The organism is Desulfitobacterium chlororespirans DSM 11544 (assembly GCF_900143285.1).
GTDB lineage: Bacteria > Bacillota > Desulfitobacteriia > Desulfitobacteriales > Desulfitobacteriaceae > Desulfitobacterium > Desulfitobacterium chlororespirans.
On the sequence record NZ_FRDN01000004.1, the window covers coordinates 421,523 to 441,840 of the forward strand.

The window sequence follows — 20,318 nt, forward strand, 5'->3', positions numbered from 1 at the left end:
TTTATCATGGTTCTTTTACCCGTTCAGCATAGCGGAGGATCCTTCCCCCGCTCATTTCCACAATCCTGTCCGCCAGACGATAAGCACTGTCCTTATCGTGAGTAATAAACAAACAGCCGCAGCGGAATCTCTGCTGATAATCCTCCAGCACCCGGAGCACCGCATCGGCGGAGATCTTATCCAGTCCGCTGATCACTTCATCAAGGATGAGATAGTCGGGACGAATGGCCAAAGCCCGCAGCAAGGACATTCGCCGTTGTTCTCCTCCCGACAGCTGCCGGGTTGGAACCTTGAGCAGTGCGGGCCTCATTCCGGTTAAGTCCATCAGCTCCTCAATCCGCTCCCGCCGCTCCCCGGAGTTCAGGGCGGTGAGATTGACCAGGGCTGATTCCACATTGCGATACACCGATAAAGCCGGATTAAGGGTCCCGGAGGCATCCTGAAAGACTGCCTGAATTTTCCCTCTGCGGGAGCGCCATTTTCTGTAACTCCATCCGGAGGTATCCTCCCCGTCCAAAAGAATTTTTCCTTGATCGGGGGACTCCAGCCCTACCAAGAGACGGGCCAGGGTACTTTTACCGCAGCCGCTTTCCCCCACCAGCGCAATGATCTGCTCTTTCCCCAGCTGCAGATGAATATCTGTTAAGGCGGTAAAAGCGGCTTTCCCTCTGCCGTAGCTCTTACTTACTCCTTCAGCCGCAATTCCCGCCATGCCAATCCCTCCATTTCCACAGGCTCCGGTCCGGTGCCCGGCAGGCTGCCGCAAAAGCCCTGGTCCACTCCCCCCGGGGAGCGGCCAGCAGCCGGCCCATGGTTCCCCGTTCCAGGACAGAGCCCTTTTCCAGCACCATAACCTCATCACACAGCCGCCCCATGGCCCCCACATCATGGGAAATCATCAGGATGCCCGCTGAATTCCTCTGTTGACCGAGCAGCTCCAGGATTATATCCCGATTAACCTCATCCAAAGCCGAGGTAGGCTCATCCGCCAGGATATAGTCCGGCTTCAGCCCGATTAAAAGCGCCATGGCCACCCGCTGCAGCATCCCTCCGGAAATTTGAGCGGGATAGCTGTTCATTATCCGCAGGGTATCTTTAAGATTTACCTCCCTGAGCATTTCCCCCGCCCAAGCGGCGGCCCCGGCCTTAGACAGCTTTAAACGGACCCGGAAGGTCTCCACCATCTGCTTGCCGATGGTGAGCCGGCTGTCAAAAGCCGTCATAGGATTTTGGGGAATAAAACCCAGCCCGGTGCCGCAAATTTCTCTCCGTCCCCTGGGTGACAATCCTCCCAGCTCCCTCCCGTTCACCTTCACCTCCCCCTGGCTCAGGCAAGGGGCGTCAAGCATGCCCAGGATGCCTTTGAGGAGTGTCGTTTTTCCCGCACCGCTCGGACCGGTCAACCCAAGAATCCGACCCGGTTCAAGACTGAAGGAAACCGCTCGGAGCAATGCTTTCCCGTTGGGGACTGCAACTGTCATATCCCGTACCTCAAGCACGGCCGTCTCCTCCCTTTTCTTCAATTTGCCGCCCTAAAACATTAAAAGAGAGCGTACAGGCAAAAATCGTCCCGATGGGATAAAGAATAAGATCAGGCCGCAGGATAATGAAACTTCTGGCCTCCGAGACCATCATCCCCCAGTCGATGACATTATCGCCCAAACCCAGTCCGATAAAGGAAAAACCGGTAATAACCATAATCGTATCGGCACAGGAGAGGCAAATAAAACGAATCACATCCTTGATCACATTAGGTGCGATCTGAATGGCCAGCAGGTGGGCCTTTGATGCCCCCGCCGCTATGGCGCACATCACATAAGCTTTTCCCCATTCAATCTCCGTCCTGGTTTTGACCAGTTTAATCAGCCGCAGCAAAAGGGAAATCGTCACGGCAAAAATCATGGTCAAAAAACCGTTCCCCCAAGCCCCGATAAAAATGATCAGGTAGGCCACAGGGGGAAGAGCCGTTACCGCGTTGAGGACGCTTTCCAGGAAAAGTGCCTTATCCGGACCGATCTGTCCTGCCAATAAACCCAGCCCTGTCCCCAGCACAGCAACGATAACCGAAGCCGCCACAACGATACCCAGGGTGGTTCTTCCCCCTTCCAGCAGACGGGAAAGAAGGCAGCGTCCCAAATGGTCGGTCCCCAGGGGGTAAGCGGCTGAAGGCGCCAGAAACCGGCTGCTTAAATCCACATGAAAGGGATCATTGGGCATGAAGAGATAGCCCAGAGCGCAGATCATAATTACCAAAAGGGGGAGTCCTGTTTTGAGCAGCACATTCACTCTTCTCATCATCCCGCCCTCTCCTTTGTGTTTTGATGGTTTAAGAGCAGCCTCTGGGCCACATCGGAAGCCACATTGAGCAACACGATGGCCAGGGCCAGAAAGAGAACGAGAGCATGAATGACCGGTGAGTCGCGCTGAATTACGCTATGAATAATCAAACTGCCAATCCCCGGCAGGGAAAAAACCTGTTCAATCACCGTAATACCGGCCAAAAAAAGCCCCAGCGCCTGCATAAGACTGGGCAGCAGCGAAGCCGCCACATGAGGAAAGGCGTGAAAGAGCAGGATTCTCAGCTCGGACAAACCACGGCAGCGGGCATAGAAGGCATAATCCTCCTTCATCTCTCGCTCCAGCCCTTGGGCAAAGAGCTGTGAGTACAGAGAAATACCAAAAAGGGCCAGGCACAGGGCAGCAGGCACAAACCTCATCAAGCCCGCATTTCCAGTCACGGAAAGCCACCCCAGCTTCACCGCAAAGATATCAATAAACAGGCTGGCCGTGTAAAAAGGCGGAACGGAGATCCCGGCGATGCACAGGAAGGTCAGGAGATATCCCAAGAGGTGACTGCGCAGGAAATAAGCCAGCGCACCAAACACCAGAATTCCCACCGCCATAAGCCCACCGGCCAGCCCAACCACCGCCAGGGAAACGGGGATGGCTTTGCCGATCTCTCGGGTTACCGCATAGCCATTCTCCAGGGAGGTCCCCAGATCAAGGCCCAGAGCATTTTTTAACCATAGCCCGTATTGGACCAAAAGGGGCTTGTTCAAACCCATTTCAATTCTGGCCGCTTCAATCTGCTCCTGAGTTACAATCGCCGTATTGCGCGTCACATAAGCCGTAGCCGCATCAATAGGTGAAAGGCGCATCAGGAGGAAGGAGAGAAACGTCACAAAAAGCAAAGTCAAAATAACTTCAAACATCTTTTTTCCCAGATAGTTCGCCAGATTATCCATGCATACGCTATACCTCCTCTTTCTTGTCAGTCTCTGCCTAATGAGCAGCTCCGGCGGCTTTTCCTCCCCCTTTTTAGTTAGCCAACGCTAACCAAAGGGGCAAAAAAAATGCGCCACCAGCGCTCATCGCCTGAATCTATCAGGCTATAGAATATCTTTTTTTCCCGCTTTCCGCCACTCTTACTGGCCGGAGTCGGCTCCCTCCGGACAAATCTTTCTTAAACCCGCTTATTCCGATATTCGGAGGGAGTCATCATCATCTGCTTTTTAAACGCTTCGGAAAATTTGCTGCTGTTGGCATAGCCTACTTTTTCGGCAATGACCGTCACACTGTCACCGGTCTGACGCAGCATCAGCGCGGCCGCCTCCATCCGGCAGCTTTGCATATAGGCATAAATAGACGTCCCGTAGACCCCCTTGAAGCACTCTTTCATAGATGTCAAGGGAATATTGAAGCCCACGGATAATTCTTTCAGAGTAAAATGCCGGTCCAGATGCTCGGTCATGTACTCTTTCATCGCCTTGATCACAGCCACCTGGTTTTTATAGAAATAACGCCTTTCTTCCCCTTGCCGGGGGGATTCTGCCCGGGTGAGGAATAAGAGCAGCTCCAGAACTTTGAGTTTAAAATACCCCTGCCGCAATTCATCAGGAGCAGTATACAGTTCGGAAAAAATATGCTGGACGGATTCCTGGGCCCGCATCACACAGCAGGCCCCCTTTCCGCACAGTTTATCCCGGATGGCGTAAAGGTCGATGGGCAGATTGCCCAGCACAGCTGCAAGCCGGTCTATGGTTTCCGAAGCTCCGGCCAGATCAATCACCACGGAAATGCCGTGATAATGAGCAAGAGGAAAGAAAGAAGCCGTAGTCCGGTTGGTCAGCATATTGACCGCCAGATCCCCCTGTCCCAAATAAGTACAGGAGCCATTGGGAAATTCGCACTCAAACCGTCCTTCCCAGCAGTGATTGATCTCCATCATGTCACGGCAGGGAAGCTTATTCTGTTCACATTCCCCCATGTGAAAATCATTATAGAGAAGCTCTATGCCCGGAAACACCTGATAGCGGGTAATCATGCCCTCCCCGCCGGCATTTTCCATTTTGTACACTATATTTTCCTTTTCCTGCACTACCACCCTGATATCCGGCCCATACAGCTCCCGCATCAGAGGAGCAGAATTTGCCAGCCTCATGGCAACACCGCCTTGGCAGATTATTTCTATGAGTTTTTCGTCTCTTTGACTCAAAAATAGTGGCAAATCTTTCACAGATAGGACAATTTAAGCTCGGACAGCTGCAAAATTTATTACTGGTGTAGCACCAGCTGCCTAAACGTCTATGCCTATAAAGAAAAACTATTGAAGACAGTTAGTTCAATCTAACTTTCTTCAATAGTATCTCAACCTGCAGCCAAAATCAATACTTCCCCGCAGTTTCACTTTCGCCTCAACAGGAATACAAAAAAGGGCACCTCGATCAAGCCGTGACAGCTCCACCGGCAAATTGGTACGGCCATTGCTTGCCCCCATAAGGGGAGTAAAGCTCACGGACTGAGAGATAAGATCGACGCCTAAAGGCAGAAGAGCCGATACCACCGCAGTCAACAACAGAAGCTGCACGCCATTTGCTCCGCCCATGAGGCGCCGGGCTATATGGGGCCCAAGAGATGATTGAAGACCTTCCAATACCCTTCAAGCTGTTGGGTAATCTCCAGATGCCTCTCCCTTTTTCATAGGCCGTGTATAATCTGTAACCCTTATCCGTTTTGCTTAACCTGATACCGCGCCGGACAAAAGTGCAGGTTTTTTCTACATTTTGAATCAGCGCTTTCAACAGTTTTTGCCTCCATCATGGCGTGTCAATATCCCTTTAATGAACATTGACTTTGGAAGATGCTGATCAGTGGAAGAATTAGGCATCATCCTCCAGAATCTATCCCTCATTGGTCTGCCCTAAATCACCCGGTTGTGTTGAGAAAGTGCCTGCCTAATGCCGAACTTCCCCGGTAATAGCATCAATATAGCGAATTGGAGTTCTTGATTTAACATCACATAGTTGGTAAACAAGCGTATCTGACTCTTCTTCACCATAGGCATGGTCCCATTTCAACTCAAAATCCAAATGATCCATAAATATTTCCTTGGCTCTCTCTTCTGTTATCGCTGGTTTTATAGGCAACTGCCGCAGCTGTTCTATATCAAAATCAGGTCCGTTGTAATAATCAACCAGCCCTGTAGTACGGTTGATGGCAACTGTGACTATGGAGTCCACGGATATACCATGACCATTGTGAAATGTAAAAATGAACAATTCCTTTAGATCATTATCCCTATTTTCCTTATTTTCATCTCTAGCTTTGGGTACCGTTAGTTGAAGGAAGTCGAAATACTCCGGGATCACCCATTCTAAAAACTCAATGGCAATGGTATAGCATTTTTCGCGGGTCAGCTGCCTATCACCCTTGCGCTCCATAAACCAGATAAAGCTCCTTACTTTTCCGGAGCTTTTGGAAACAAAAGCCTTAACCGTATCTTCTGTTTGCCGCCTAAAAAAGCCGCTCATCGACAAATCCTGTTCCGTCATTTGCCAGTTACGATTCCGCCAGACTATGCCCCTCTCTTCCCCCATATCCACTTCACGGATTATCTCAAGGTTTTCCGTAATACCCATCACTTCTTCATTTCCTAAGTCTCGGCGAACCTTCTTTAATGAGAGGGTTGGCAGGGAAACATAGGTTTCACCTTCCCCTTCATCACTGCTCATCTTTATTTCCGGACTTAAATTAGCCGCTCGATATGTCTGAAAAACGACATTTGGCTCATATACCAAATAAAGACCGTCTTGTTCCACATCATGGACCTCACTATGCAATGAATGAATCTTGAGTCGGAATTGAAGAGCATGGCCTATGTGTTCCTTCAATTTTTCTTTAGAAATCAGAGTAGAGGGTATTTCTGGAATTCCACTTACTCCTTTATAAGAATAGGAAAAAGTTACAACCTCTCCTAATGGGTCGATATCCATATAACACCCGGCATGCTCTAAAGGTAAGCCCATCACGATTTGTTCATAATAGAAACGATCAGCATGGGACAAATTTTTTGTTTTATAGAAGGTTAAATCTCTCAATGCATCAGGGTAATGAATACGTAAAAATTGCTCCGCACATTTTCTTTTTTCAACTTCATCCATGGCTATGGCAGCGGGTTCTTTCTCTTGCCGATCAATGGATAAATAGGTTAAGTTCCCTTCAGCATCAAGGTGAACAGAGATTGCCTCATCCCGCTTTTGATCGGTCCATAAAAATATAGCTTCTCCTTCTGCGTTGTCGCTTTCAGGATAATCCTCAATAGTCAGCTCATAATCGTCAGGAATCTTTACCACTGAAGTTGCAATTCTTAATAATTCCTTTTTCAGCAAACTTGTCACTCCTTTAACTCCCATGGGAAAACATTCTCTAGTTTATATAACTGCATTGTGCAGCTTGTTTTTACTTAATAATGAAATAAACTGCGAACGCCGTTAACAGAGATGGTAATCCCAGTAAAAACAGCTTTGTTGATATATCCATTCTTTTTCGAAAATCATCTTCACCAGAATAATTGCCTCTCATTCTATCTCCGCTAACAAATACTCCGGCAAATAGGGCCGAAAACGCCATCGGAATTAAGCCAATAATTAATAACGCATTGACTATAATTTCTGGATTCCCAACCAACCACGAAATTATTAGTGTCGCTAGACTTACCATTATCCCAATTCCCAAAAACCTCATTTCCCACCCCTCCTTAGCCAATAGATATAAATTCCGAACGCTGTTAGCCGAACTCAAAACTTTCATCTACCCTTTAACATCTATCTGCCCATCTAAACGGATCGTAACTTGATTTATACCAACCTTTTCATTTAATTTTGCTTGGGAACCCAGGCAATTAATTAATTGCTGTTCTGCATACCGCCTGACTCCCTCCGGCACATTTGGGTTTGAGATAACTGCACTTGCCCGCACAATAGCTTCAATGTTCCTGGCAGATTGTCCAATCTGTTCGTTAAGAAATAGCTGTCTGGCTCTTTCTTCTCTCTCCCCTGCATAAACCAAATCAATCAATGCCCCTACCGCGCCTTTAGCATCTACTTGGAAAGGTGATTGCTCGGTAAAGGAAGTTATTCTTACTGCCTCAGGATAAGTAAAATCATAGAGGGGAATCTTTCGGTTTCCATTATGATAAAAAACCACTGGTCTTTTATAGTTGGCAATCACCTTCCAAAAACTATCAGGAGACTTTTCATTATCAGCCATAACTACATAATCCTTAAAAGTGCTGTCCAATAAAGATTCAGATGGAAAAATCTCTGCGGAACTTGCTGCTACTGAAAAACGACAATCTTCTATACCCCTAGCCGAAAGCTCGCAAATTCTTTGTACGGTAGTCAATTTCATGTGATTCAAACATGTTTGTTCAAGGTAATGAATAATCCCCCAAACCGGAACCCCTTCTTTACCTAAACAACTCACACTGCCAATTTGCATTTCATCAAACTCCAGATAATCTTCCATCTATTATTCTCCTCTTAAAAATTCTATATCTTTTTGATTTCGGCTAACGTCTTGCGAACTGACATCCCCCTTCGCTACATTAAGCTGAGCTTGGGTAAGAAAGATACTCTTGCTGAGGTCTGCCCCTCTGCCGAAGGTTTTCTTGCGTCCGCGCTGAGTCTTAAGCCCGTGTGAAACTTCACTCCTTACAAGTTCACTAGTCCTCAGCAGCAGCGTATTGACTTTTGTTCGGTGTGCTGCCAAATCTAGTTGCATGAGTAAATCAGGTCTAAGGCAAGTGACTTGTTCCGTCTCATCAAGCATAGAATTAAGCGTACTATGAATAGGGTCAGCTGGCTGAAGCGTCAACGCTTCTGTCAGATACCAGAGAAGTTCATGAAGTTGTCTCATGAAATGAAATATTGTGGATACAACAGCGGAAATCTTGTTCCAGATTGGGGCAAGGTTCCCCTGCGTTTTTGTTGATTGGGAAACCCTCTGAGTCTGAAAAGTAGAGTGCAACACAGCACAAGCCAAAGCAGTTTTCACAGTCGGGGTGCAGATTACTGTGTTTTTGGACAGAAAAAGATAAATCCATTTCATTTTCGGACAATATTTATTCCTCCTTATCGACTTCAACCAATCTTTGCTGCACAACATCTATAACTGCGATCCAATAGCTTAAAATTTTCACCCGGATAATCAGTGGCAACCGCTTAAGTGAAGTATCCGGAAAATATGTATTCGTTAATATAGTTTCTTATATATGGATGCTTCTCCTTCTTTTTGTTGTAAAATAGTTACAAGTTCCTTGCCGGGGTCCCGGGTGCTCAGGATTCGACAATTTTCCGGCGTGTACAATGCATAAGTTTAAATAACCATTCTGCAATCTTATAAGGCGCCGGGGAGGATATTAACATGTGCACAGCAATCACATTACAATCCCAACAGATGGAGAATTTTTTCGGGCGAACCATGGACTTTTCTTATTGGATTGAACCACAGCTCTATGTAGTACCTAAAAATTACGTATGGAATAATAGTTTAAACAACCATAGGTTTTATAATTACTACAGTTTCATCGGCATTGGCCAGGAAAGCGATGGTGCACTGGGTTTTTTCGATGGTGTCAATGAAAAAGGCTTTGCCGCTGCAGCACTCTATTTTGCCGGTTATGCCCAATACGCCATGCCTATGATGCACTCGGGAAAGAAACCTGTTGCCTCTTTGGATTTTCTTCATTATATTTTAGGGTGCTGCGGCTCGGTCGAAGAACTAAACATAATCCTGCAGAACCTCTCCCTCATTGGTCTGCCCGATCCTATAACACAGACTGTTGCCCCATTGCATTGGATTGCCACAGACAGAAACGGAAAATGTGTCGTCATAGAATCCACCAAGAATGGTCTGGAACTCTTCCCCAATCCCCTCGGTGTTCTGACCAACAGCCCTGATTTTCAGTGGCAGATGACGAATTTAAGAAATTACCTGGATGTATCCCCCTTGCAGACCCCTGAAACTTATTGGGGAAACATTCAGTTGACGCCCTTCGGCCAGGGAGCGGGAACCAGGCTGCTGCCGGGGGGCTATACCTCCCCCGAACGATTCGTAAAAACTGCCTATCAAAAAACACATATACCACTGCCAAAGAACAGAATAGAAGCAGTAATGGCCGGCTTCCACCTCATGGAAGGCGTTTCTATTCCCAAAGGAGCAGTCATAACTGAGCGCAATACTTACGATTATACCCAGTATGCAGTTTTAATGAATACCCATGCTTGTGAGTATTTCTTCAGGACTTATGACAACAGCCAGATTGCAACGGCAAGCCTTTGGGATCATTATGAATATAGTGTACGGCCAAGCTGCCTGGGAAAACTAAATCGCCCGGTTGTGTTTGAAAAAATGCTTACTTGAATCCCCAAAAAGAACAAAAAAGCAGGTGTATCTTAGTTTGCAAATACACCTGCTTTTTTCGGCTTATAATGATATAGTAGCCCTTATTTTTGCCAATAGCAGCTTAACTAGGAATGTTTACTCTACGGAGCATAGATTGTTTTCCATAGACTCAGCATCTACAATAAAGCCGAGGTGAACATGATGGATATAAAAAGAAAAAAACAACTTCTTGAGGAATATAAAAACAGAAAACCCGAAATGGGTGTCGTTTCTTTCCGCTGTCTTGCCACAGGAGAAGCTTTCCTTGGTGCTGCCAAAGATACCAGGGCTTATTTCAACAGTACCCGCTGTAAACTGTCAGCCAACCGGCACCCTAATCAACGGCTGCAAGAGCTTTGGAACCACTATAGAGAAAATGGGTTTGAATTGTCTGTGCTTAAAGTTTTGAAATACGAAGATCCTCAAGTTGATCACACAGATGAACTGGAAGCGCTGCGTGAGCAGTGTCTGGCCCAGGATAAACAAGCAAGGAGGATTTGGCGATGAACAAGGATATCGTAATGACTGCCGAGCAGTATGACCTCATCGACGGGAGAAAGGCTTATCGGTCGGATATCAAACGACTGACCCTGGGCGCACCCACCATGGCCGACAACAAATCTATGCCGATTGCCGCTCAAGTATGGAAAGAAACCGCAGAGGGCAGATTAGAAATCAGTACAGAACTGCCCCTTCATCAAGTCATCGATCTGATGATTCTCCTCAGCCGCACCCTGCTGCATTTTCGCGAAGCTTACCGGCTGCCGCTGCTCTATGATCCGGAGAAACCGACTGTGGAACGCCTTGGTGTCCAGGGGGGTGTTCTTGCCGTGGCTGTTTGCACTGAAAACCTGGATATCAAGGAGGACATTCAGAAATTTTCCCAAGCCCTCAATGATCTGGGCGAACTGACCGGGGAACGGCTGCGCGTGCTGACCCGCATTTTAGAAGAACTGGAGTAGTTTACTTTAAAAGAATTGGAGTAGTTTATTATGGAAAACAGGTGGATTCTGTCGCCGGCCAGACAGCTGACAGAGGAAGAGACATCCCTTGTCTGGCAAAAACCTGACACTCACATCGAAAGTGAAGCTGAGCGCCGCATCTCTGCAGAAGTGTACCGGAATTGGGCACGGGGTGAAATGAAAATAACCACTATTCTTTTGGAAGGAGATGCCGGCTCCGGCAAGACACAGCTTGCCAAAGCCCTCTCGGCCAACTTTGGTCTGCCTTATACGAAAGTGACCTGCTTCGCCGATATGGATAAATCCGACATCCTGGGTTCCATCCTGCCCGTACTGCCGGAAGATAAGCATAGAGATGAAGACGGGAACAAGGCTGAAGCCGTAACCTACAACTATTATCCCTCGGAAATTGTGCAGGCTTATGAAAAGGGATGGCTGTTGGAGATTCAGGAACCTACGGTTATCCGGGACGCGGCGGTGCTGATGGCTCTTAACTCGGCTTTAGAGCCGGAAGGCAGTATCAATCTGCCCACCCGGATTGCCCATCGTCATCCCGATTTTATCGCAGTCATTACCACAAACCGCGGCTACAACGGTTGCCGCCCCTTGAACGAGGCTTTGCGTGACCGTGTGCAGCACAGTGAGAAGATGGATCTGCCTGCTGTGGAAGTCATGATGGAACGAGGGTTGGCTAAAACCGGCTGCACCGATCAGGAACTTCTGCTGACCTTTGCCCGGGCCATCGTCTTGCTGGATCAAACTGCCAAAGCCAACGCCATCAAGGGTGTGGCCGGTATGCGTTCCTACTTTTTCTGGGTGGATGCCGTCCTGCAGGGTTCAGAAACGGTGGAGGCCCTCTATCACAAGGTCATTTATAAAATCACCACCGATCCCGATGAAATCCTTATTCTTGAACAAGCTCTGGCAAAACAGGGCATGTTGGCAGCCCTGGAAAAGGTATCCGAACAGTCAGGGAGAACCCAGGGCGAGATCATGGAAATCCACGCCGAAGGAGCTATGGATGCCGAGTTCCCCGCCCCGGCACCGACTGATATGCCGGCGGTTGCCCTGCGCAAGTCAGCCGACAGCGCAGGCCACTCCGCTGATCATGAAGAAAACTCCGACCCTAGTCAAAGCTCGGATCAGGGTGAGGATGGGGCTCCCATCTATCATGAGCTGCAGCCAACTTCCCCTGAGGAATTGGAGCAGCAAAAGCGGGATTTTCGCAAGCATCTCAACCAGCAGGCCCGGGAAATGGTCAAGGGATCTTGCCACGAGAAGGTCAATCTGATTGTCCACCGTCCGGAAGCAACTCTTGCTCATCATCATGAATATGAGCAGATTGCCTCCGGACTGAGGCCGGTTATCCGGGAATTGGTACGGAAAACCTTTCCGCTGTTGGAACATGAAGCAGCCACGGAATTCGGAAAATCCCGTGTTTATGGAACGAAGTTCCATGCCGAAAAGCTGGCTTCCCCTGATTTTCGCTGCTTTTCCCAGAAGTGCCCGCCCAATGAAGAACCTTCTCTGGCGGTAGCACTGCGCATTGACGAATCGGCCTCCATGAGTGCCTTTGGGCGGTTAACTGCCGCCAAACAAGCGGCTGTGGCAGTTTACGAATTTTGTGCAAGCTGCGGCATACCCACCTTGATTTACGGGGACACGGCAGACCGCTCACCTTTGGAGCGGATGTCCCTTTACTCCTATATTGACTATGAGAATCCATCCCTGAACGACAAGTATTCTCTCATGGCGATTCAAGGACACAGCAACAACCGGGACGGCATGGCCCTGCGCATCCTGGGCGAAAAACTGCTGCAAGCGACCCAAAAGACTAAGCTGCTCATCAGCATCAGCGACGGTCAGCCCAAGGCTCTGCCGGACTATACCGGCAAAGTTGCCATAGCCGATATGAAAGAAGTTATCAGGGACTACAGCCGCAAGGGCATCCTGTTTCTGGCCGCCGCCATCGGGCAGGATAAAGAGACCCTTTGTGATATTTACGGGCCGGAACGCTATCTGGACATCACCGATTTACGACAGCTTCCGGCCCGGCTGGTTCAAATCATTGCCAAATATCTCTAGCACGTAGGACTGCGTTGTCGTCAATCGCCATACGACCGGTATTCCTCATTCCTCCGCCTTGTCCTACGCAAATTTTCCTCGCCGGGCAATGTAAGTTTTAGGTGCTACAGAGTACTAACTGAATCTATAATTAAACCTATAAGCATTCAACTAACGACTTCCGGAGGTGATTCATATGGACTGCGCCAAGGTAGGGCGTCTGATTTTAGAGCTGCGCAAAGAAAAGGGCCTGACCCAGCAGCAGGTTGCGGATAGGCTGAATATCAGCAACAAGACCATTTCCAAATGGGAGCGGGGTTTGGGTTGCCCTGATGTCACCCTTTGGTCCGGACTTTCAGCGGTGCTGGGGGCGGATATTCAAAAAATGCTGGAGGGAAAACTCGATCCCAACTTACCCGATGTAGGGAAGATTGATAAAACTCAATTCTATGTCTGTCCAACCTGTGGAAACATTCTGACCAGTACGGGGAAAGCTTCCCTCGCCTGCTGCGGACGAAAACTGCAGCCCTTAAAGCCCGTGCCCTGCACCGCAGATCATGCAATCACAGTGGAGAAGCTGGATCTGGACTATTATCTTACCCTTGACCATGACATGCTGAAAGACCACTATATTTCCTTTGTGGCTTATGTGCTCTATGACCGAATGCTGCTGACCCGCTTGTATCCGGAGCAAAGCGCGGAAGTCCGTATTCCTATGCTGAAAAAGGCCGGTCATCTGTATGTGTATTGCACAAGGCACGGCCTGCAAAAATATTCCGGTATTTGGGAGTAAATTTCAGAGCCATGCCCATGAACGCATTCTGTCATGGGCATGGTCTCCTTATATACTGCTTTGTGCCTATGCTGCCTTGTGCTGCCCAGCTAGGCAATTTTCCATCCTTTAGCCATCTCCTGAGCCTCCCAGAGCCGGGCGTATATCCCTTTTTTCTCAAGCAACTGAGTATGGGTTCCTTGCTCCACAAGTTCCCCCTTATCAAAAACAAGGAGCTGATCAGCGGTCTGAATGGTACGCAGATGATGGGCGATCACCAGCACCGTTCTGTCCTTGGCTAAAGCGCTGATGGCCTGCTGGATTTTGGTTTCATTGACCGGATCAACATGGCTGGTAATTTCGTCCAGCACTACAATCGGCGCATTTTTGAGGAAAGCCCGGGCAATGGAAATGCGCTGTTTTTGACCGCCTGACAAGCCTACCCCGTTTTCCCCCACCTTCGTCTCATAGCCCTGGGGCAAACTGCTGATAAAGTCATGGATCTGAGCCTTTTGAGCCGCCTCAATCACCTGTTCCTTTGTGGCATTCCGGTTGCCCAACCGGATATTTTCATAGATGCTGTCGGCAAAGAGCACCACATTCTGCATAACAATACTGACCTTAGCCAGCAGCTCATCGTAATCCATCTCCCGGATATCCACCCCGCCCACTTTGATCGAACCCCTTTGACTATCCCAGAAACGGAGCAGCAGGTTGGTAACGGTGGTTTTACCGGACCCGGAGGGACCTACCAGGGCGGTCAGGGTTCCCTGGGGCAATCGGAAATCAACATTTTTCAGGGCAAATTCATCGGTTTCATAAGAGAAATTGACCTTTTCATAGGTGATGTCAAACGCTTCGCTCTTCCTGGGTGTTGCCACCGCCGGCACAGTAGGGGCCTCCAGAATCCCCGCCACCCGGCGGTAGCTGTCCTTGACCTGGAGATAATCCAGCCAGTATTTTTCAATCTTCCGAAAGGGCTTGTAAAATTCCATGCTGAAAATAATAAACAGCAAAAAGGTCCCCATTTCCAGGCTTCCCCTGTACAGCAGCAAAGCGCCGGTGATGATCATCATGGCATAAGAAAGCTCAAAGAAGAGCGAAAACCTGCCCACATAATCTGCCACTGTCTTGGCTTGCCGGCGGGCGCTTACCCCGAATTTTTCGATGCTGCCCCGCAGTTTGGCTTCGAAAGCCGGGTTTTCTGAAAAGGCCTTCATCAAAGGAATGCCTTTGGTGTATTCCACAAACAAACTGACCATATCGGCCAAGTCGTCGTTGGTTTTTTCCTGCAATCTGAGATTTTTGCGAAAGCCCCAGACCAGCATCAGCACCGCCAGGGGCAGCAGGGAGACCATGGCCAGCCCCAGAAGCGGACTTTGGCTGAAAAGCCAGGCCCCAAGGATCAGGGCGATGAGAATATCGCTGAGCATCACGGAGAAAAAATGCCCCACCACACCCTCCAGATTGTCCACATCTTTATGGATGATGGTGCTGATCTCACCCAGCCGCTCCTTGCTGTAAAAACCCAAAGAGAACTGCTTGAGCTTTTTGATCATGCTTTCCCGCACAGTGAGCACCACCTCAAAACCAGCAAAGTGTTTGGCCATATCCGCCACCACTGCCATCAAGGTTTTGAGCAGTACAATGGCCAACAGAGCAATCCACAGTCCTGTCAGCTCACCGGCCTCCTGATAAGTATGAACATGATTCAGCATGTCGATAACCAAGTACATCAGATAAGCTCCTAAAAGACCTGCTGCTGTAAAAGCCATGGTGGCTGTGGCGATCAGTGCTTTTCCCTGACCGGTTACCACCGAGAGAATTTTTTTGATCATGTCCATACCTCCTGGCTTTGCTTGATTTCCCAATGATCTACTTTCTTCTGCGCTTGGACCATCTCTTGATAAAGGGGGCAGGTGTCAAGCAGCTCCCGGTGTTTGCCCCTGGCAATCATCCGCCCTGCATCCATGACGATGATCTGATCGGCATTGACAATCGTGTTCAAATGATGGGCGATCATAATCAAGGTTTTGTTTTGACTGAGATTGGTAATCGCTTCCTGGATCAAATGTTCGTTATACGGATCAATAGCGGCGGTCGCTTCATCCAGAATAATGATGGGAGCATTTTTCAGCATCATGCGGGCAATGGCGATCCGCTGTTTTTCCCCGCCGGAGAGCTTGGCCCCCCCTTCCCCCACCATGGTATCGTAGCCCTCCGGCAGCTCGCTGATCATCTCGTGGAGCCGGGCTTTTTGGGCGGCTTCCATGATTTCCGACCTGCTTGCCCCGGCCCGTCCGATGCGGATATTTTCCGCAATGGTAGCGTTAAACAGGAAGGTATCCTGCTGCACGATGGCAACCAGTCCGGACAAATCCCCCTCATTCATAGCTGCGATATTTTTTCCGCCGATGGTTACCCTTCCCTGTTCCACAGGCCAAAAACCCATGATCAGGCTGGCAATGGTGGATTTTCCGGAGCCGGAGGAGCCGACAATGGCGTTGATGGTATTTTCCCGGAAAGTGAGGCTGACTTCTTTTAAGGCTTCCTCCCTGCCGTCATAGCTGAACGTTACATCCCGCAATTCAATATTTCCGGGACCCAGTGATGGGTCTCGGGGATAATCCGGCCGGGGATTTTCACCTGTGATGGTGGCAATGCTCTCCACGGAACGGCCCAGCACAATATCGGCGTGATGAAAGGACATATACCTGATTAAAGAGCTGGAAAACACATTAGCCAGAATCAGGGCCAGAATGAAACGGATAAGGGAGAGCTGCCCGCTGATCATCAGTCCCGTCCCTACGATCACCACCAGCACCAGGCCGATTTCCAGCAGCATCTGAACCATACTTAAAGGAACGGAAACCGTGTACATGATCTTTTTGACCCAACTGATATAGGACCGCATACGGGTAAGGACTGCATCGGTTTTTTGTTCATCGGTGGCAAAGGCTTTGATGGCGGGCATGGTGGAGATATATTCAATTAAGTCTTCCGACATTTCTTTCGTACTCTGATTATAGCGTTTCAAGGTTTTATCCCATAACTTGTAAACAACTTTTTGGTACAGCACCATCACCGGAAAAGGTGCAACTAAAGCCAGGCCCAGCCGCCAGTCAAGGACCAGCATGGCAAGGGTCACCAGTAGGGGCAGCAACAGGGTGATTTTAATTTCCGGCTGGGCGTGAGCGAGATAGATTTCAATCTGCTCCACATCATGATTGATAATATTGGCCAAATCCCCGGTTTTGCGCTTTTGAAAAAAACTCAGGGGCAGTTTTTTAAGATGGCTTACTATATCCAACCGGATTTCCGCCAAGCTGCGGTAAGCCGCATCATGGGCCCTTCCGGTTCCCAGGGCGTAGAAAATGGCTTTCATGGCTTGCAAAAGGCAAAGGCCCGCTCCGGCCAGGATAATTTTCTGGATTGACGCTTGTTCGGTTATAAACAAATTGACCAGCCAGACCACCAAAAAGGTCGTGGCAATGCCGGACAATACGCTCACTGTCATATAACTATCCGCTGCTTTGTTCTTGGCTTTGATTTGTTTGGTTAAGATTTTCGTATCCAAGGTCAGCCTCCTCTAACTGTTGTTTTTCGAAAAGAGTATGGCAACCATACTCTTTAGGTAAAAAATTTAATCGCCAATAAGATGACTTAATTCTTCCGCTTTAGTCGTAATCGCGGTTAAAAAGCGGGACAAAAACTGAACCTCATCTTCCGAAGCCCCAGCCAACTCATTCTCTACCATACCGTTCAAAAGAGCATGATAGTGCATATGATTGCAGTGGGCTTTCTCTCCTTTCTCCGTCAGCCGCAGGGAGAGCTTGGATTGATTGTAATCATCTGTTTCCTTGACAACCAGAGCCTTTCTCTCCAGCTTTTTGATAATTTCGGAAACCGACCCTTTGGTAATCCCCAAAAGTTCGGCCAACCCTCCCACATGAATACCGGGATGCCTGGCAATGGCCGACAGCATATGAATTTCCGCGTGAAAAATCTGTGTATCGGTTCCATAGCAACGGGCCTGTTTATCCAGTTCCACATAAGTCATGGCTAAGTTTAAAATATCGTAGCCGATTTGTTGTTTGACGCTTCTAACTTCATTCATGACCATAGTGTATGGCAGCCAAACCCTTTTGTCAAGGGGATCTTTTGAAAAAGACCCCCTGTTTTTTATCCATTTTTCTTAGCCGCCACCATAAACAAAGGATTGGCTCCGTACAAGAGCTGCTCTTTTTCATCCCATACCCGTTGGGCAATATGGAGGTCATTGCTGATTTCTATAAAGCCCAAAGCGGCAAGGGCTCCATTATCCCAGGCAGGCCGCTGCTGATCATGAAGAAGCAGCTTTGCCGATTCATCCCGCCTGGCCTTCGGCCCATAATAATCATCGTCAGGTTCGCCGTATTGACTTCTGTATTCCGAATCCCGTTGCTTTACCTTGTCCATCAATTCCCTGTCATATTGATAGAGATGCCAGTTGGCATCGAAAATCAACAGACTGCCGCCCGGTTTCAGGACCCGCTGCCATTCCCTATAGGCTGTGACCGGATCATGCAAAGTCCAGGTTACATTACGGCTGATGACCAAATCAAAGGAATCATCGGCAAAATCAAGATGGTGACTGTCCATTAGGGCGAAATCCGCTTTGATCCCCGCCTCTGCCGCGTTTTGCCTTGCCTTCTCAATCATCCCCTGGCTGCTGTCAATGGCCGTCACCCGGTAACCGGCTCCGGCCAGCAAAATGGCAAAAAAACCGGGACCAGTACCCACATCCAGGATATGCAAAGGCCTGTTCTGGGGAATATGTTGTTGAATCAGCTCAAGCCATGCTTTTCCTTTAAAGCTGTTTAATTCATTTTTGACCGTATGGTCATATTCATGGGCGGCTTTATTCCACTTTTCCTCAATCTTAATTTGTTTTTCCACTGCCATTCCCCTTTTCCTATTATTAAAACCGGAGCAGTCTCATGATTAAGGCAAGAAGGTGATGTTTGGTTTTTTCGTCATGGGGTGAACAGAAACCTCAGCGGCAACCCCGAAGACCTTTGCCAGCATTTCGGGGCAAAGTACGGCTTCAGGCGTTCCCTGGCCAACAATCCTTCCTTCACTAAGGACATAAATTCTGTCGCAGTAGAGGGCTGCAATATTGAGATCATGGAGGGTGGTCAGCACAGTGATGCCCAGGTCCTTGACCATTTTCATGATCTGTATCTTATAGGCGATATCCAGATGGTTGGTGGGTTCATCCATAATCAGCAGCTGCGCTTTCTGGGCCAGAGCCCGGGCCACCTGCACCCGCTGTTTTTCGCCCCCCGAAAGGGTTGCATAATGCCGGTCCATCAGTTCGAGTATGCCGACCTCAGCCAATGACTCCCTGACGATTCTCTCATCTTCTTCCGTATCCTGTTCAAGGATGCTCTTATGAGGGGTGCGCCCCATCATCACCACTTCCCGGACAATGAAATCAAAATCATGAGTGATTTCCTGAGCCACAACGGACATATTCCGAAAGGTTTTTTTGAAGGACTGTCTGGAAATATCCTCTCCCATCATGGAAATCACACCTTGGCAGGGAGAATAGACCCGATAAATATTCTTAAGCAAGGTGGTCTTGCCGCTGCCGTTGGGACCGATCAAGCCCACAAATTCCCCATCCTTTACCTCCAGGCTGACATCCTGAACAATGGTGATATCCTGAATTTTGCAGGTTACACCTGTTAATTTCAATTCCATCTAAATCCTCCCCGGGGCGTTTCTCTTCTTCTTGCGCAGCATCCAAATGAAAAAGGGTCCCCCCACAATGGAGGTGAGCACACCGATCGGAAATTCCGAGGAGGGGACCAGGGTTCGGGCCAGCAAGTCCATCCAGATAGTAAAGATAGCGCCGATTAACATGCTCACCGGAATAACCTTGCGGTTGTCGGCCCCCACGATCATACGGGAGACATGGGGCACCATCAGCCCGATAAAACCAATCGCCCCGCTTACGGCCACAAGGACTCCGGTAATGATGGATGTGGTGACCAACAAGAACTTCCGGTAACGGACCACATTGATACCCATGGATATGGCCACATCGTCCCCCATCAGGATGCCGTTAAGGGAACGATAGGTTATGAACAGGGCTGCCGTACCGATCAGCATAACCATAGTAGGAATAGGCAGCTGCTCCCAGGATGCACTGGATAAACTGCCCAGCATCCACTGCAAGGCCGAACGTATCCCTGCTTCCGACCCTCCCATGGTAACCATGAGATTGGTAATCCCCCCTAAGGTCATGGAGAGAGCCACCCCGCCCAGCACCAGCCTGGTGGTGATGACACGGCCGTCTTCCTGAGCAATAAAATAGACTAAAATCATGGTCCCCAAGGCCCCGATAAAAGCGCTTAAAGACAAGCCATATTGCCCAAAGCTTGAAAACACGCCGAAAAGGATGGACAGAACGGCCGTTACGGAAGCACCGGAAGATATGCCCAGCAAATGGGGATCAGCAAGCTGGTTCCGGGTAAGGGCCTGCAATCCGGTACCCACCACCGCCAGCCCTGCACCCACCACCAGCCCAAGCAGAACCCGGGGATAGCGGATCAGCCATACGATGATAAACTGAGATTTATCCCAATCCACTTCCAGCCAACTGTGCTCCCCCAGAATTTGATGCAGCAGAATACGCCAGGTAAAGCGGGCTTCCACATGGACGGGCCCCAGTATAACGCACAGCACACTGGATGCAATAAGCAATACCACCAATGCGGTTATGACCCATGAAAAGTGCCTGTTTTTCATCT

20 protein-coding genes and 1 pseudogene are annotated in these 20,318 nt (G+C 48.9%); 5 read left to right on the plus strand and 16 right to left on the minus strand.

The window, feature by feature from the left end; genetic code table 11:
* Positions 1-4 precede the first annotated feature (4 nt).
* The 10 genes and pseudogenes from BUA14_RS04800 to BUA14_RS28415 all read right to left on the minus strand — a co-directional run bounded on the left by BUA14_RS04800 (position 5) and on the right by BUA14_RS28415 (position 8,383).
* Positions 5-712, minus strand: a complete 708-nt coding sequence (locus BUA14_RS04800) for an ATP-binding cassette domain-containing protein (protein WP_178371629.1) — start codon at positions 710-712, stop codon at positions 5-7.
* Positions 693-1,499 carry an ATP-binding cassette domain-containing protein gene (locus BUA14_RS04805; protein WP_072771526.1) on the minus strand — a complete coding sequence of 269 codons (807 nt, stop codon included), beginning with the start codon at positions 1,497-1,499 and terminating at the stop codon, positions 693-695. Before BUA14_RS04805 ends, BUA14_RS04800 begins: the two co-directional genes overlap by 20 nt.
* Complete coding sequence (locus BUA14_RS04810; RefSeq protein WP_242954549.1) at positions 1,492-2,298, minus strand: ABC transporter permease; 807 nt, start codon at positions 2,296-2,298, stop codon at positions 1,492-1,494. The genes BUA14_RS04805 and BUA14_RS04810 overlap by 8 nt, the downstream gene beginning before the upstream one ends.
* A complete protein-coding gene (locus BUA14_RS04815; RefSeq protein WP_072771527.1) occupies positions 2,295-3,245 on the minus strand; it encodes an ABC transporter permease in 951 nt (316 codons plus the stop codon). Before BUA14_RS04815 ends, BUA14_RS04810 begins: the two co-directional genes overlap by 4 nt.
* A 218-nt stretch (positions 3,246-3,463) precedes the next feature.
* Positions 3,464-4,441, minus strand: coding sequence for a helix-turn-helix domain-containing protein (locus tag BUA14_RS04820; protein ID WP_242954550.1), 978 nt, complete (start codon positions 4,439-4,441; stop codon positions 3,464-3,466).
* 195 nt (positions 4,442-4,636) lie between these two features.
* Positions 4,637-4,867: a hypothetical protein gene (locus BUA14_RS04825; RefSeq protein ID WP_207649532.1), complete on the minus strand. Its 231-nt coding sequence runs from the start codon at positions 4,865-4,867 to the stop codon at positions 4,637-4,639.
* Between the two features lie 367 nt (positions 4,868-5,234).
* Positions 5,235-6,677, minus strand: a complete 1,443-nt coding sequence (locus BUA14_RS04830) for a YcdB/YcdC domain-containing protein (RefSeq protein WP_242954551.1) — start codon at positions 6,675-6,677, stop codon at positions 5,235-5,237.
* Between the two features lie 61 nt (positions 6,678-6,738).
* The gene (locus BUA14_RS04835) at positions 6,739-7,023 is read right to left on the minus strand and encodes a DUF5316 family protein (RefSeq protein ID WP_072771530.1); all 285 of its coding nucleotides are present in this window, start codon (positions 7,021-7,023) and stop codon (positions 6,739-6,741) included.
* Between the two features lie 66 nt (positions 7,024-7,089).
* Complete coding sequence (locus BUA14_RS04840; RefSeq protein ID WP_072771531.1) at positions 7,090-7,806, minus strand: BTB/POZ domain-containing protein; 717 nt, start codon at positions 7,804-7,806, stop codon at positions 7,090-7,092.
* A 3-nt stretch (positions 7,807-7,809) separates the two neighbouring features.
* A pseudogene (locus BUA14_RS28415) lies at positions 7,810-8,383 on the minus strand (hypothetical protein).
* A 320-nt stretch (positions 8,384-8,703) separates the two neighbouring features.
* Between BUA14_RS28415 and BUA14_RS04850 the strand changes: the two are divergent.
* The 5 genes from BUA14_RS04850 (at position 8,704) to BUA14_RS04870 (ending at position 13,542) form a co-directional block, all read left to right on the plus strand.
* Positions 8,704-9,702 carry a choloylglycine hydrolase family protein gene (locus BUA14_RS04850; RefSeq protein WP_072771532.1) on the plus strand — a complete coding sequence of 333 codons (999 nt, stop codon included), beginning with the start codon at positions 8,704-8,706 and terminating at the stop codon, positions 9,700-9,702.
* Positions 9,703-9,882: 180 nt separating this feature from the next.
* Positions 9,883-10,230 (plus strand): GIY-YIG nuclease family protein, encoded by a 348-nt coding sequence (locus BUA14_RS04855; RefSeq protein WP_072771533.1) that lies wholly within the window; start codon positions 9,883-9,885, stop codon positions 10,228-10,230.
* Positions 10,227-10,685 carry a DUF6530 family protein gene (locus tag BUA14_RS04860; RefSeq protein WP_072771534.1) on the plus strand — a complete coding sequence of 153 codons (459 nt, stop codon included), beginning with the start codon at positions 10,227-10,229 and terminating at the stop codon, positions 10,683-10,685. The genes BUA14_RS04855 and BUA14_RS04860 overlap by 4 nt, the downstream gene beginning before the upstream one ends.
* Before the next feature lie 30 nt (positions 10,686-10,715).
* Positions 10,716-12,770 (plus strand): AAA family ATPase, encoded by a 2,055-nt coding sequence (locus BUA14_RS04865; protein WP_072771535.1) that lies wholly within the window; start codon positions 10,716-10,718, stop codon positions 12,768-12,770.
* 175 nt (positions 12,771-12,945) lie between these two features.
* The gene (locus tag BUA14_RS04870; protein ID WP_072771536.1) at positions 12,946-13,542 is read left to right on the plus strand and encodes a helix-turn-helix domain-containing protein; all 597 of its coding nucleotides are present in this window, start codon (positions 12,946-12,948) and stop codon (positions 13,540-13,542) included.
* Between the two features lie 89 nt (positions 13,543-13,631).
* Here BUA14_RS04870 and BUA14_RS04875 read toward each other — a convergent pair whose 3' ends face one another.
* The 6 genes from BUA14_RS04875 to BUA14_RS04900 form a co-directional block, all read right to left on the minus strand.
* Positions 13,632-15,359: an ABC transporter ATP-binding protein gene (locus tag BUA14_RS04875; protein WP_072771537.1), complete on the minus strand. Its 1,728-nt coding sequence runs from the start codon at positions 15,357-15,359 to the stop codon at positions 13,632-13,634.
* Positions 15,356-17,098, minus strand: a complete 1,743-nt coding sequence (locus tag BUA14_RS04880; RefSeq protein ID WP_072771538.1) for an ABC transporter ATP-binding protein — start codon at positions 17,096-17,098, stop codon at positions 15,356-15,358. Before BUA14_RS04880 ends, BUA14_RS04875 begins: the two co-directional genes overlap by 4 nt.
* A 66-nt stretch (positions 17,099-17,164) precedes the next feature.
* Positions 17,165-17,638 (minus strand): MarR family winged helix-turn-helix transcriptional regulator, encoded by a 474-nt coding sequence (locus BUA14_RS04885; protein ID WP_072771738.1) that lies wholly within the window; start codon positions 17,636-17,638, stop codon positions 17,165-17,167.
* Positions 17,639-17,703: 65 nt separating this feature from the next.
* On the minus strand, positions 17,704-18,459 hold the full coding sequence (locus BUA14_RS04890; RefSeq protein WP_178371630.1) for a class I SAM-dependent methyltransferase: 756 nt from the start codon (positions 18,457-18,459) through the stop codon (positions 17,704-17,706).
* 45 nt (positions 18,460-18,504) lie between these two features.
* Positions 18,505-19,266, minus strand: coding sequence for an ABC transporter ATP-binding protein (locus BUA14_RS04895; RefSeq protein WP_072771540.1), 762 nt, complete (start codon positions 19,264-19,266; stop codon positions 18,505-18,507).
* Complete coding sequence (locus tag BUA14_RS04900; protein ID WP_072771541.1) at positions 19,267-20,316, minus strand: FecCD family ABC transporter permease; 1,050 nt, start codon at positions 20,314-20,316, stop codon at positions 19,267-19,269.
* Positions 20,317-20,318: the final 2 nt, after the last annotated feature.

Coding starts and splice junctions, on each gene's coding strand:
- BUA14_RS04800 (WP_178371629.1), bottom strand. CDS start 712: ATGGCGGGAATTGCGGCTGAAGGAGTAAGTAAGAGCTACGGCAGAGGG.
- BUA14_RS04810 (WP_242954549.1), bottom strand. CDS start 2,298: ATGATGAGAAGAGTGAATGTGCTGCTCAAAACAGGACTCCCCCTTTTG.
- BUA14_RS04815 (WP_072771527.1), bottom strand. CDS start 3,245: ATGGATAATCTGGCGAACTATCTGGGAAAAAAGATGTTTGAAGTTATT.
- BUA14_RS04820 (WP_242954550.1), bottom strand. CDS start 4,441: ATGAGGCTGGCAAATTCTGCTCCTCTGATGCGGGAGCTGTATGGGCCG.
- BUA14_RS04835 (WP_072771530.1), bottom strand. CDS start 7,023: ATGAGGTTTTTGGGAATTGGGATAATGGTAAGTCTAGCGACACTAATA.
- BUA14_RS04840 (WP_072771531.1), bottom strand. CDS start 7,806: ATGGAAGATTATCTGGAGTTTGATGAAATGCAAATTGGCAGTGTGAGT.
- BUA14_RS04850 (WP_072771532.1), top strand. CDS start 8,704: ATGTGCACAGCAATCACATTACAATCCCAACAGATGGAGAATTTTTTC.
- BUA14_RS04855 (WP_072771533.1), top strand. CDS start 9,883: ATGATGGATATAAAAAGAAAAAAACAACTTCTTGAGGAATATAAAAAC.
- BUA14_RS04860 (WP_072771534.1), top strand. CDS start 10,227: ATGAACAAGGATATCGTAATGACTGCCGAGCAGTATGACCTCATCGAC.
- BUA14_RS04865 (WP_072771535.1), top strand. CDS start 10,716: ATGGAAAACAGGTGGATTCTGTCGCCGGCCAGACAGCTGACAGAGGAA.
- BUA14_RS04870 (WP_072771536.1), top strand. CDS start 12,946: ATGGACTGCGCCAAGGTAGGGCGTCTGATTTTAGAGCTGCGCAAAGAA.
- BUA14_RS04875 (WP_072771537.1), bottom strand. CDS start 15,359: ATGATCAAAAAAATTCTCTCGGTGGTAACCGGTCAGGGAAAAGCACTG.
- BUA14_RS04885 (WP_072771738.1), bottom strand. CDS start 17,638: ATGAATGAAGTTAGAAGCGTCAAACAACAAATCGGCTACGATATTTTA.
- BUA14_RS04895 (WP_072771540.1), bottom strand. CDS start 19,266: ATGGAATTGAAATTAACAGGTGTAACCTGCAAAATTCAGGATATCACC.
- BUA14_RS04900 (WP_072771541.1), bottom strand. CDS start 20,316: ATGAAAAACAGGCACTTTTCATGGGTCATAACCGCATTGGTGGTATTG.